Origin of the sequence: Dysgonomonas gadei ATCC BAA-286 (genome assembly GCF_000213555.1) — a bacterium.
In the GTDB taxonomy this organism is placed as follows: Bacteria; Bacteroidota; Bacteroidia; order Bacteroidales; family Dysgonomonadaceae; genus Dysgonomonas; species Dysgonomonas gadei.
In genome coordinates this window covers 215361-229894 of the sequence record NZ_GL891984.1, presented here as the reverse complement: position 1 = coordinate 229894, position 14534 = coordinate 215361, and the positions used below count along the sequence as shown (strand labels likewise).

Sequence of the window (14534 nt, the reverse complement as noted above, 5' to 3'; positions counted from 1 at the left end):
AGCAGAATACTTTATCTATATATAAAAGCGATCCTTGAAAAGATTATTTGTTGGCTGATAGCTAAAAAGCCGGAAAAAGTAACAAGAGGAAAGGTGTTACCTTTGTTACCTTTTTATTTTTAACCACGGAGTATAAGAAGTAACACGGAGTTTTTAAGTTGCGACATATAAGAAAGGGTTAACGGCTAAAAGCTGTTAGCTAATAGCTAAACAACTGTTACTTTTTAACTATATACAGTTAATGAATATGAAAATTACAAGATAGAAATAATGGAAAAACTGTCAGATGTGTCAGATTTTAACACTATCTAGTTAATAAACACAAATACGGTAATAAGTTATGAATTATGAGTCGGACTTTGTGGTTTTGCATCTTTACGTGAAAATATTGTCAACTGTTTACTGATATATTGAGTTGTAAATTGAAAAATAAAATATATAATGAAAAAAAACATAGTTTATCTGATTTTATTATTATTTGTCTCGTCTTTTGTCACAGGACAATCGACAACACAAATAACAGATAATAAGAATGATATAAATAAATGGATTTCCTCCAATTTCAGGAAAGGAGCCGCTCCGCCTTTCTCGTTTGTTTATGGAGGAAAACATTCCGGTACTTTCATAAAACATTGGAGTTACAGCGTAAAAACTATCAAGGAGAATGATCCGTCCATCATCAGACGTATTTATTCATACAGGGACCCTGCATCGGGACTCACAGTAGAATGCGAAGTGAAAGGCTTCACAGATTACAATGCGGTGGAATGGGTGCTTCGTTTTATAAACACAGGCAATAAAAACACCGCCGAAATATCATCGGTCAACGCCTCCGACGTCACATTTGCATACAAAGAGAACGGAGAATTCAAACTGCATTATGCCGATGGAAGCCACGTATCGAAAGAGGACTTTCATCAAAGGCTGAAAGTCATGCAACCGAACGACAGTGTCTGTATGGAACCATACGGAGGACGTTCCTCCCAGAACGCATTCCCGTTCTTCAACATACAGGCTCCCAAAGGACAGGGAGGCGTCTTAGCTGCTATCGGCTGGACAGGCACATGGTTTGCCAAAGTAAAGGCTGAGGCAGACAACAGGACAAACCTAAAAACGGGTATGGTAAACTTAAAAACATACCTTTATCCGAAAGAGGAAATCCGTACCCCGAAGGTATGCCTGTTATTCTGGTCGGGCGACAACCGTTTTGTAGGGCACAATGCCTTCCGGCGGCTTGTTCTCGAACATTATACATGGAAGCAGGATGGCAAGCCGACGGTTTATCCGGTATCGACCAGTTTCAATTACGGCGACCCCGCCCCGTGCAACGAATACACATGTATGACCGAAGATTATGCTATCGCCCTGATTAAACGCTATGCGCAATATAAACTGATCCCTGACGTATTTTGGCTAGATGCAGGATGGTATATCAAAGCGGCCGATGTTGCAGGTAAGAAAAACTGGGCTAATACTGTCGGGAACTGGACTATCGACCCCGAACGATTCCCGCGCGGATTCCGTCCCATCGCAGATGAAGTGCACAAGCAAGGGGCAAAATTCATGGTGTGGTTCGAACCCGAGCGCGTGATGAAAAATTCGGACTGGGCAAATCAACATCCTCAGTGGATGCTGGATGCAAAAGGCTCTGTAAAGCAGGAAGAATGGCAAAAAGATGGAGAGCATGACGCCGTTCTGTTCAATCTGGGAAATCCGGAGGCTTGTGAATGGCTGGGGGAATTTATAGGTGACTTTATGGAAACGAACGGAATCGATTATTACCGTCAGGACTTTAACATAGAACCGGCCGGTTTCTGGTACAACAATGATGAAGAAGGACGCCGTGGAATTTGCGAGATACGTTATATCGAAGGCCTTTACAAATTCTGGGAATACCTATTAAACAGATTTCCGAATACGATAATTGATAATTGTGCCAGCGGCGGGCGGCGGATCGACCTGGAAAGTATATCCAGAAGCGCCGCCCTATGGCGGACTGATTATAACTACGGTGAACCGACCGGATCGCAATGCCACACTTACGGACTCGAACTTTATTTGCCGTTGCATGGCACAGGCGTACAACAAGCCGACTCATATACCTTCCGCTCCAGTTTAGGCACATCTGTTATCTACAACTGGAAAGTGACAGAAGGAAGCTACAATGTAGTGGATATGCGCAACAAACAGGCCGAATTCAATGAAATACGTCCTTACTTTTATGAAGATTATTATCCGTTGAGCGGATCAGGCGACGTCGATATCACTGCCGGCACTATCTGGATGGTATACCAGTTGCACCGCCCATCGGACGACAGCGGATATATTGTAGGTTTTCGCAGACCAGACTCTCCTGACAAAACCTATATGATAAAGTTACAGGGGCTAAACGCAGATAAAAGCTATCAGCTGACGAATAAAGATACCGGTGCTGTCCTCATAAAAAAGGGCAGTGAACTATCCGAAGGGTTGGAGCTTTCTTTGGATCAACCGCGTTCGAGCCTTTTAATCAAGTTTGAAATTAAGCCTTAATATTTATTGCAAAAGATAGTATCAGGAATGGCCATTTTTGATAATAACCGGGAATGGTACTATCTTTTTTACTATTTAAAACAACACAACCATGTCCAGAATATTTTCTCTAATATATAAGATAGTATTGACATTTTCTCTACTTATCCTCTTCTTATCCAATACTTACTGTTCAAAAACATCTAAGCCGGATCCAGATACAGATGATAAGGAAAACGTGACAGAACTCACCGTCTTGCAACTTAATATTTGGGTCGAGTGTACTAAAGTACCCAATGCTGTTCAGGCATTGACAGATCAAATCATAGGTTTGAAGCCTGATGTAGCCACATTTTGCGAACTATACAAAGGAGATGCAGACGACCCTGTAATGCCCAAACTGATAGCTGAATTAAAAAAAAACAATATTCATTATTATAGTGCACGCATCGACGGACGGGCTATTATAAGCAAATATCCTATCATCGAGCAGCAACGGGTCAACAAGTGGCAATTCAAGGCTGTACTCAATGTGGATGGAAGGCGCGTCGCGGTTTATCCGGCACATTCCGAATACAGATACTACACGTGTTATTATCCGAGAGGTTATAACGACGGCAGTAAGAACTGGAACAAGCTGAAAGCGCCGATCACGGATGTGGATACAATGCTGGAAGTCTGTAATCTATCGGGACGTATCGAGTCGGCTCAGGATTTTATCAATGATGCCAGGACCGAAATCTCGAAAGGGGCTCTGGTTATTTATGCCGGAGATTTCAATGAACCGTCCCATCTCGACTGGCAGGCCGGAACAGCGAATATGTTCGGTCACAACGGCTGCATCGTAAACTGGGGTGTCTCTTCTTTGTTGTACAGGAACGGATTTAAGGACGCTTACCGGGAGATACATCCGGATGTCATAAATTATCCGGGCTTCACATTCCCGGCCAACAATAAAGATATTGAACCCGATGCGATAACATGGGTTCCCGATGCGGATGAAAGGGAACGTATCGACTTCGTATATTATTATCCCGATAAGCATTTGGTAGTAAAGAAGGCGGAATTATTCGGCCCAAAAGGTTGTATTGTAAAAGGAAAAAGGGATAAAGAAGTGGCTAAAGATCCGATTATTTTACCGTTCAATAATCATTGGCCGAGCGATCATAAAGGTGTTCTTATTACTTTCGAAGTTAAAAAGTAAAGCTTTGGTAATCCGGCAAGAACAGGGGTCATTATCCCCTAAAATAAGAAAAGACTGTCATCCCGACAGCCAATCTTCATTGTTAACCTTAAATCTAATACCATGAAAAACACAGTACAAAGATAGAACAAAAATATGTTATAAAACATATTTATAGAAAGAATCAATGAAGAAAAGATAAAAACTATTGGAGATGCATACAAGAGCGTTATTCTTTATCCTGTTTTTATTATAACCTTCTGTTCGGGCATATAAGGAAGGTAGGACCTATTGAAAAGGACTAGTTATCCATTTATGGGATGTAACGGATAATGAATACATGCTTTCAAATAGCCGTTAACTATTTATAACGAAACTCCCTACTCTTGATATATTAATTCCATGATATACTTATTCCCTTAATACTTATTGGATTTTGTGATTAAGAGCCCGGATCAATGTTTATAACATAGAGCATTTCTACTGAATAGATTAGCGAAGAGCTTCATAAGACTTTAAGGCGGTTTATATAATACAAACAAAATATTTACATTCTTTAACTATATATTTTCTGTTAAGATTCTCCTTTGATTTAATTTTGATAAAACTTAAAATTTGCAGTTATGAATCACTATGCTATTCTGATTCAATATCATCCATAATATGATGGAGTCAGGATTTAATGATTTCGAAAAAAGACTAAGGAAAATTTATCTAATACTATATAAAAATCAAGAATCGGATGGGTGTGGGCAATAGCGCACTCTTGATAAATATTGACTTTTCTTTAAATAATTAACTCTGAAAATGGTATTCAAACAGCAAGAAAGAATATATTTGTTAAGTATTTAGACACCTTATATATAATATAGTGAAGTTTCCTTTAAGAAAAATCATCTTACTATACTGCCTGATACTACATATTATACCCTGTGTAATTGCACAGGATGTGGAATACGGGTTAAAATTCAGATCATACGAAGTAGAAAAAGAAAAACGTACAGGCCTGAATCTTACGCCTGACACACCACTATCCCTGCCAGAAAACTATCATTTTTCGTTTGATCTGAAAATAGATTCTGCTGCGCTATATCCATTTGGCTATGTATTCCGGATGATCAATAAAAACGGGCAACATATAGATTTCTTGCTCAACGAAAAAAAGAATACAGGAGAACCTAAATTCTTAATGGCTCATTCATCCGGTGAGATTTTCAGTGAAGTATTTAAAGAGGCACGAATAAACTATAGCAAATGGATATTTGTTGATATTCACATAGATACTAAAACTAATACACTGACTGCCAGAATAGGAGATAAATCATACACACAACAGATAGAATCATTACATGAGTTTCGCCATGTTTCTATAGTATTTGGAAAGAATAACTATCAGGGATTTCAGGTGACCGACATCCCCGCTATCTCTCTGAAAAATATAAAGATCACAACTGAAAATAAGAAAACATTATATCAGTGGGTATTAAACAAATACACATCAAACGGAGTTTACGATGAAATAAAACATCATAAAGCTGTATGTGAGAACCCTGACTGGATCATAAATCAGCATATATTCTGGCAAATGCAGACTTCCTTTACTACCAAGCTGAGACCTATGATCAATTATAATCCTGATAATAATGAAATAGCTGTATATGACCAGACATATTTCTATAAGTATAATCTAAAATCCAATACAATAGACCGAAAAAAGGTAAATAATTCCGTACCGTATATCGTACAATCCAACAACCTCATATACAACCCCGTCATAAGAAAATATGTCAGCTATACTTTCGAATTGGAACAAGAAAAAGATGTCTTGCTATACGATACCCTTAAGAACCAATGGGACATAATACCGGATATAAAGTTGCCACCCGACTTTTGGCATCACAATCGTTTTATCTCCAACAAGGATAACTCCCTCTATCTTTTCGGCGGATACGGGCATCACAAATACAAGAATGACTTGCGAATATATGACTTCGAAACCCATACGTGGAAAAAAAATCAATTGGAAGGAGATAATCCTCAGCCCCGCTATCTGAGTGGCTTGGGTAAACTTGATGATGATCATTTCTTAATTTTCGGAGGATATGGTAACCAAACAGGGAATCAGGAATTATCACCTCAGTATTTTTACGACCTGTATGAAGTGGATGCACAAACTCTGCAATCGAAAAAACTATGGACGCTACAGCCTCCGGCGAATAACTTTGTAGTAGCAAATTCTATTGTAGTAGATATCGCCAACAGATCATTCTATGCATTAAGCCATCCGTTGCAGCAGTTTCATACAAAAATGACACTATTAAGATTTTCGATAGACAAACCCGAATATGAAGTACTTGGAGACAGCATTCCCGTTAATTTCGAAGATAATAAATCATATGCAGATTTGTATCTAGACAAACAAAAAAACAGACTGGTGGCAGTAACCTCGGGTCCTAGTAGCATCGGGGACACCCTCAATACCGTATCTATCTACACACTATCATTCCCACCTGAATCCAGAGAAGAGTTATACCAGGAAGATCGCGCCGAATCCGGTTACCGGCCGTTTATCATAGGTGCATTCCTGTTTGCTATTCTACTAATATGTATTGTAATATTTATCTATACTCATTATAACAGGGAAAAACAGGTATATGCAGAAAATAATGACCAACTGCAAGATTACAGCAATATTGCAGTAAAACCTATCAGTCCCCAGAAACGGAACAAGTCGATATCCTTATTCGGAGGATTCTGTGTTATAGACAAAGATGGGAATGATATCACAAAAGAGTTTTCCCCTATGCTCAAGCAGTTGTTCACCCTTATTTTGCTGCATACATTCAAAGGTGGAAAGGGAATATCGTCTGTAAAACTAAAAGACACATTATGGTTTGACAAAACCGAAGAGAGTGCGAAAAATAATAGAGGTGTATCTCTTAACAAGCTGAGAATGATATTTGATCTGGTAGGACAAATAAACATAAAAAGTAATAACTCATACTGGACTGTCGAATTCGGAGACGATGTTTATTGTGATTATTCACAGGCACTATATCTCATAGATAAACTATCTAAAAATAAAAAAACAGATACCAATGATATAGTAAAACTCTTGTCGATAGTCTCAGGTGAACTATTACCCAGCCTCCAAGTAGAGTGGGTAGACCCGTTCAAAGCTGATTTTTCGAATACACTTGTCGATCTTTTACTTGATATATCAAAAAAGACTGAAATAAGATTAAACCCCCAAATAGCTATCAATCTCGCTGATACCATTTTCATCCATGATTCACTAAATGAAGACGCACTTCGGCTAAAATGTTCTCTTTTAGTAAAAATGGGAAGAAATAGGCTTGCCCAAAAAGCATATGCAGCATTTACCAAAGAATATAATATTCTGTTTGGAACAGAGTTTGAATATTCTTTTGATCAGATTATCAACGGTAATAGTTAAAATCACACTACTTTACCTACGAAAAAGTTCCCACCTGTAACCAGTTCTGTAAAAGTTTTAGGGAATTTAAGCATCTCTTTCCGAACCCGGGATGTTCTAAGGAAAACGCACGAAAATCGGGAATTTCAACCATCGCCTTACTCACATTTATTAACCATATATCGTTAAAACCTGACACATCTGACAGTTTTTTCATTGTTTTTACCCTGTCATTTTTGCATCCGTTAACTATGTATAGTTAAAAGGTAACAAAGGTAACACATGTTTCAGCTTTTAGCTGATAGCTATTAGCCGTTAGCTTTGGCTATCGCATAAGTGGCTTTACAGTCATCAGTCAACAACTTGTATCTCGTGTCTTGTCTACTCGTATCTCGTATAACTTTCAACTTAGTACTTAAAACTCATTACTTATGCGAATCAGTAGTTGAGTTTTAATGTTCTATTTTTTTCAGCTCCACTAAGTTTCGCTTAAATGTTCATTTTGGCATTGCCCAAAACGAACCAAAAGGCTAGCGCTCCGTTCCTCGGCGACCCACAACCGATTTGCCGGCTGAAAGTGACAAACGGACTATCGCCCCGTCCCTTTGCACCGTGTGGGTGCCCCGCCTGCGTCACTAATGCGCAAGGGCTGACGCACGTGGGGCTAAAGCATGAAAATACACTGTCTTGTCGCCGCATCGCGATCCCGGCCTCGTTCCACAGGCGGGGTACCCAATCCGTAAAGCGGAGGTGTAGGGCAAAATAGGGTAGCTACTATACACGGTTGATAATCCGGTTAAAGATAACTCCGTATTATTTTGCCCCACCAGAGCTGCGGTTTTGGGTCGCCGGAGGGATGCAGCCTTGATTTTTTGTTTCGTTTTGCATCAAGGCAAAATGAATTGGAGCGAAGCGGAAATCGGCGGAGCCAAAAACAAGCCGGACGGCGCGTTAGATAAAATAGAATATTAAAACTCAACTACTGATTAACATTACTTGTTAAAAAGTAACAAACGTAACACCTTTTCACTCATTTGCTAATATGCTAATTTACCAATCTGCTAATTAATTTTTCAAAGAACTATCAGCTATCAGCTAATGGCTAACAGCTACATACATAGATAAACTTTCGGCATAAAAATACATATCTCATTTGTCCTTGGCGTGTTCCTCTATAATCGGAAGTGCTTTCGAAAACATCTGTCTGACTGTTATATTTAAGATCAAACATCCCGATTGACTAAAAACTAAAGGAAAGTCAAAATTTCGCGATCCATTAACCAAATCATTAACCGTCTCATTAGGCCTAAACATGCACTTTTGCAATAAATAACTCTGCCCGGTTATATTTTATTAATCTTTAAATTCATGCCTATGAAAAATTATTTTTTTAAGAAAGGAAAGGAATACATCCCCTTTTATCAAAGAAAAGTTCACTTAAGGATGTTTGCGGTTTTACTGATATTTATCAGTTCTATCCATTTAGGATATACGCAAAACATCAAAACTATTACAGGTACGATAACAGATGAATCCAGCGAACCTATTATCGGTGCCAGTATAACCGTAGAAAACACTTCTGTGGGAACTGTTACCAATAGTGACGGGAACTTCAGCCTTAATGTCCCTGCCAACACACAAAGATTGAAAATATCGTATGTCGGATTTATTTCACAGAATATAGATATTACAAACAAAGTGAGTTTCAATATCGTGTTAAAAGAAGATCAGAAGATGCTGGACGAAATTGTAGTAGTAGGATACGGTACCCAGAAAAAGGCGACTCTGACAGGATCAGTAGCAGCTATCAACAGCGAGGAACTGATGGCAACAAAAAACTCGAATGTACAGAACATGTTAACAGGAAAAATAGCCGGGGTACGTGTGATTCAGAAAACATCGGAACCGGGAGAATTCAATAACCAGTTCGACATTCGTGGTTTCGGTAATCCGTTGGTAGTTGTGGATGGTGTACCCCGTGGAGATTTTTCCCGTATGGATCCGAATGATATAGAAAGTATCTCTGTCCTCAAAGATGCATCTGCGGCCGTATATGGCGTACGTGCGGCAAATGGTGTGGTTTTGATAACGACAAAGAAAGGGGAAAAAGGAACAGCCAAGATCGAATATTCGATGTATTATGGCATTCAAAACCCGATAGAGAAACTAAAGCCTGTAGGAGCCGTAAACCGTATGACACTGTTTAATGAGAGAAGCATGCGCAGCACTACCGACCCAAAGCTTACATTCAGTCAGGACCAGATTAATGAATACCTTACCGGCCAAAAAGTAAGTACCGACTGGTATGACGAGGTAATGAAAAGCACAGCGACCCAACAGCAGCACAATGTATCTGTAAGTGGTGGCGGCGACAAGGTCGATTACTATGTAAACTTCGGTTATACCGAACAAGGCGGATTCTTCAAGAGTAATTCCCTGAACTATGACCGTTACAACCTGCGTTCGAACCTGAATGCCCAGATTATCAAAAACCTGAAAGCCTCTTTGAGACTAAACGGGATCATAGATCAAAGAGATCGCCCGCGTGCTTCTACATGGGAAATATACAAAACTCTATGGCGTTCGATCCCTTCAGAATCTGTATATGCCAACAATCGTGCCGGATATTATGACAAACCGAACGGAGATATACAGAATGTGGTAGCTATGGCAGATGCAGATGTATCGGGTTATGTGAACAATAAGAAAAGGCTCTTTCAGTCAACAATGGATCTGACTTATGATATCCCGTTCATTACAGGGTTGTCTGCCAAAGGCTTGTTCAGTTATGATACGACTATAGACGACAACACAGAATATACGAAAGAATATAATGAATATAATTATGACGAAGCCACAGGCATATACACAGCTGTACCTAAAAATGTACCCTCCAGATTATATCGCAGATACAACACCTCGTATAGCAGACTATGGCAGCTGTCATTAAACTACAACAGGTTGTTTGCACAAGCGCATAGCGTTAGCGGATTGCTCTTATGGGAAGAGTCATACAATCAGGGCGACAATATATGGGCGCAGCGCGATCTTGAGATACCTATCCCATATCTGTTTGCAGGTAACTCTACAAACCAGATCGGAAATGGCGACGGCATAAGCGAATATGCTTCTACCGGTCTGGTCGGAAAATTCAACTATGATTATAAAGGTAAGTACCTCGCCGAATTTAGCTTTCGCTACGACGGTTCATCCAAGTTCCCAAAAGATTCCCGCTGGGGATTTTTCCCCAGTGCGTCAGTAGGCTGGCGCTTATCGGAAGAGGAGTTCATAAAAAGTGCTATTCCTTTTGCCGACAATCTGAAGGTCAGGGCTTCATACGGGAAAATGGGAGATGACAGTGCCGCCAAATATCAGTTCCTGAGCGGTTACAACTATCCGAATACAGATGGCAACACTCAGGATAATTATCCTAAAGGATATGTTTTTGGCGGAGACTTTATCAATGGATTAGGATTCCGCTCTGTAGCCAATCCATACATTACATGGTACACTGTAAAAACCCTGAATATCGGATTTGATGCAGATTTCCAGAAAGGTTTGTTCGGCTTTTCCATCGACCTGTTTCAGCGAAATCGTGACGGCTTGCTTGCCGACCGTCTGATATCTCTTCCCGGAACATTCGGTTCTACTATGCCCCAGGAAAATATCAACAGTGACAGGACAAAAGGATTTGAACTGGAACTCAGACACCGTAACAAGATAGGACAGGTAAACTACAATGTTACCGGCATAGCCTCTATAACAAGATCTATGAACCGCTATGTGGAATCGGCAACACGTGGCAACTCATACGATTACTGGAGGAATAACCTAGCTTATCGCTACAATGACATTTGGTTCGGAAAAGGTGACAACGGACGTTACACTTCTTATGATCAGATAGCAAACTCACCTATATTCACAGGCAATGGAACCCTTCCGGGCGACTATATATATGAAGACTGGAATGGTGACGGTATTATCGACGGTATGGACGAATATCCTATAGCCACTACCACCGATGCAAGTAAAGCAGACCTTCAGGACAAGCGCAATTACCCTCTGATGAACTTCAGTATGAATATTTCTGCAGACTACAAAGGCTTCGATCTGAATCTCATGTTCCAGGGGTCGGCCATGTCCTATGTCGCCTATGGCGAACAATTATCTATGCCTCTACTGTGGGAAGGCAATGCATTAGACATGATGATGGATCGTTGGCATCCGTCAGACCCGAATAAAGATCCATTCGACCCGAGTAACCAATGGGTAAGCGGCTACTACGCATATGGTGCTATCGGTTATGACACAAACTCAAGGTTTGCAATCCAGAACGGAGCTTATCTGCGTCTGAAAAGTGCCGAGATCGGCTATACCCTGCCTGCATCTCTGATCTCAAAAGTGGGAATCAAACGTATGCGTATATATACAAACGCATATAACCTGTTCACCATAACATCGGTAAAAGGTGTCGATCCTGAAAGGCCTACCGAACTATACGGATATATGTATCCACTTAATAGAACTATTAATTTTGGAGCAAGCATTACTTTCTAGTTATTATAATAAGAAAACAATATGAAAAATTATAAATATATATTACTGGTCTTCTCCTTCCTGTTTATGGGAGCATGTCAAGACTTGGATATTCCTCCGACAAACATACTCACCGACGAGGATATATACAATGAAGCTGGGATAAAAGCATATATGGTGGGTTTATACAACCATTTGCCAATGGATGATTTTAATGTAAGCCAAGAAGGAGACAAAGGCGGTTATTACAACTGGAACAATATCGTATGGCCTATGCTCAGTACCGGAGAAACAGGCAATAGAAACAATACGGGTATATACATCCCCGAAAAAGGATATTGGAGCCAGGGATATCAGATTATCCGTCAGGCAAACACTCTTATCCAGAATCTGCCAGCCTACATCGGTCAACTGGATGGAGCCGAATCATGGATAGCAGAAGCTCGTTTTATCCGCGCTTATGTGTACTTTCAGTTAACCAAACGTTATGGAGGTATACCTCTGATTGAAAAACCTCAGCCATTACCTCAGGGCGAAAACAGCGAAAGTTCTCTGTGGGTGGCACGTAACAGCCATGAAGAAAGTTATGATTTTATTTTAGCCGATCTGGACTATGCTATCGAAAATATGACAGCAAAAAGTGCGGCGGGAAGAGCCAATAAATATGTAGCTACCGCCCTGAAAAGCCGCGTTGCGAACTTTGCCGGCTCTATAGCCCGCTATGGACAAAAATACAATTATTCTGTGGAAGGTGTAATGTTATGCGGAATACCCGAAGCAAGAGCTAACAATTACTTCCAGCAAGCATGGGATGCATCTGTTATTGTAGAAAAAGGTGGATATAAACTGCTACAAGCAGAGGGTGGCCCTACCGAAGACAATTTTGCTAATATATGGCAAAAGGCTGACGATAGCCCCGAATCGATATTTATAAGACAATACGATTATATAAATTATCGTCACAGCTTCGACGCCGTATATTGTCCACCACGCATGACCACTACATATGGCGACCGCTACAATGTTACTTTAGACTGGGTGGAATTATTCGATGGATTACCTATAAATCCTGCTACAGGCAAAATAAGGACAACAGATGACGATAACAATTACATTGTATTCAATACTTCACGCGAACTATTCCAAAATGCCGAACCTCGCCTGAGGGCATCTATCCTTTTACCGGGAAATACATACAAAGGCATAGAGCTGGATATACGCAGGGGCATCATCAAAGAAACAGTAGACCCATCCGAAAAGATCCAGAAAATGAGTATAGATGATGGACAAAATACCCAATCGTACTCTACTACCGGCGGAAGTTTCTGGAAAGATAATATTCTGGAAACCACAGAGAATATTACACAACAAAAACCATACGAACTGGCAAATGGCGTAAAACTTAATAAAAATGGCATGGATGGACCTGCAAACGGAGGCTCAAATAATACCATTACCGGTTTTCACGGAAGAAAATGGCTGAGTATGGATTTGACTGTAGGCGCCACCAAACTGCACGAATCGCATCAGACCTGGATAGATATCCGCTATGCGGAAGTATTGCTGAACCGGGCGGAAGCCGCCATAGAACTGTCACAGAACGGAGTAGCTACTTACGGAGGTAAAAATATGATAGATGATGCCTACGAATCTATAAATAAAATAAGGACAAGAGCCGGAGCAGACCTGCTGAGCAGTAGTGGTGAACTTTCTACTGCCCCTGCCTATGAAAAAGGCGCCGGTAAAGGGGGATTCGTTCAGGCTCCTAACCGTGCGTTACAGATACTCCGTGTGGAACGTTACAAAGAGCTTGCATTCGAACACAAGATATATTGGGATTTACGTCGCTGGTTCACATTCGATACTCAGATATATAACTATCGCAGGAGAATGCTGAATCCGTTCTTGTTCGCTAAAGGGGCAACTGTAAACGAAAACGGTAATCCGGAAGGTAAATATATATATGATGCACGTGTATCTGAAAGGGCCAATAACAATCTCACATTTGCTACCAAGTATTATTATGAAAAAATACCTGATGGGCAGATCAAAACGAATCCGCTATTGAAACAAAACAACCAATATTAATTGTAAAAATCAGACAGATATGAAAAAGTCAATTACTTATATAATTCCCCTGATATTTGCATTGTGCATTTTCGTTTCATGCGAAAAAGACAACTATGACGCACCCGAAGCGACGATACAGGGTAAAATATTAGATCATAACGGAAACCTGTTACAAACAGAACAGGGTAATGGAAATATGAGGATCAAGATGGAAGAACTGAGTTGGGCCGGCGATAATGAAAGCATAGCCATTACTCCTCAGTATCTGAACATGAGACAGGACGGCACTTATATTAATACGAAATGGTTTGCCGGAGAGTATCGCATGACTCCCGTAGAAGGAGCTTTCTACCCATACAAAACAGAAGGCAAGAATGTACAGGTCAAAGGAATCTCTACGCAGGATTTCACTGTGATACCTTACCTCGACATAGAATGGGTAAAAGAGCCGGTACTGACATCGGATAATTTTATAGAGGCCTCTGTCCGTTTCAAACGTAACGCCAAAGAAGGTGTAAATATGCCTAATCTCAACAATGCCATACTATGTGTTGCTACAACCCAATATTGCGGCAACAATAACAAAGACGGGCAATTGTTCAACGGCACAAAGAAAATCACTAACGATCAGGAAGGAACCGTTATAGATTTCAAAACCTCGATGGCTGTAAAATATACAAACACTACTTATTGGGTGAGAATAGGTATTTGCTGTGACGACACGTACAAGAAATATAATTATACGGATATCAAGACCGTAAAGGTTCCATAATTATCAATTACTTATTATTAAACAAG

6 protein-coding genes are annotated in these 14534 nt (G+C 40.2%); all 6 read left to right on the top strand.

Annotated elements, in window-relative coordinates; translation table 11 throughout:
- Window positions 1-441 precede the first annotated feature (441 nt).
- Window positions 442-2532 (top strand): glycoside hydrolase family 36 protein, encoded by a 2091-nt coding sequence (locus HMPREF9455_RS12300; RefSeq protein WP_006800030.1) that lies wholly within the window; start codon window positions 442-444, stop codon window positions 2530-2532.
- Window positions 2533-2623: 91 nt separating this feature from the next.
- Complete coding sequence (locus HMPREF9455_RS12295) at window positions 2624-3715, top strand: endonuclease/exonuclease/phosphatase family protein (protein ID WP_006800029.1); 1092 nt, start codon at window positions 2624-2626, stop codon at window positions 3713-3715.
- Between the two features lie 928 nt (window positions 3716-4643).
- Window positions 4644-7151, top strand: a complete 2508-nt coding sequence (locus HMPREF9455_RS12290; RefSeq protein ID WP_148401895.1) for a Kelch repeat-containing protein — start codon at window positions 4644-4646, stop codon at window positions 7149-7151.
- Window positions 7152-8504: 1353 nt separating this feature from the next.
- Window positions 8505-11687, top strand: a complete 3183-nt coding sequence (locus tag HMPREF9455_RS12285) for a SusC/RagA family TonB-linked outer membrane protein (protein ID WP_044216213.1) — start codon at window positions 8505-8507, stop codon at window positions 11685-11687.
- A gap of 21 nt (window positions 11688-11708) precedes the next feature.
- Window positions 11709-13754 (top strand): RagB/SusD family nutrient uptake outer membrane protein, encoded by a 2046-nt coding sequence (locus HMPREF9455_RS12280; RefSeq protein ID WP_006800024.1) that lies wholly within the window; start codon window positions 11709-11711, stop codon window positions 13752-13754.
- Window positions 13755-13773: 19 nt separating this feature from the next.
- On the top strand, window positions 13774-14508 hold the full coding sequence (locus HMPREF9455_RS12275) for a DUF3823 domain-containing protein (RefSeq protein ID WP_006800023.1): 735 nt from the start codon (window positions 13774-13776) through the stop codon (window positions 14506-14508).
- Window positions 14509-14534: the final 26 nt, after the last annotated feature.

Bases quoted from the DNA above. Each gene is read 5' to 3' on its own strand.
- HMPREF9455_RS12300 (WP_006800030.1), top strand. From the start codon at position 442: ATGAAAAAAAACATAGTTTATCTGATTTTATTATTATTTGTCTCGTCT.
- HMPREF9455_RS12295 (WP_006800029.1), top strand. From the start codon at position 2,624: ATGTCCAGAATATTTTCTCTAATATATAAGATAGTATTGACATTTTCT.
- HMPREF9455_RS12285 (WP_044216213.1), top strand. From the start codon at position 8,505: ATGAAAAATTATTTTTTTAAGAAAGGAAAGGAATACATCCCCTTTTAT.
- HMPREF9455_RS12280 (WP_006800024.1), top strand. From the start codon at position 11,709: ATGAAAAATTATAAATATATATTACTGGTCTTCTCCTTCCTGTTTATG.
- HMPREF9455_RS12275 (WP_006800023.1), top strand. From the start codon at position 13,774: ATGAAAAAGTCAATTACTTATATAATTCCCCTGATATTTGCATTGTGC.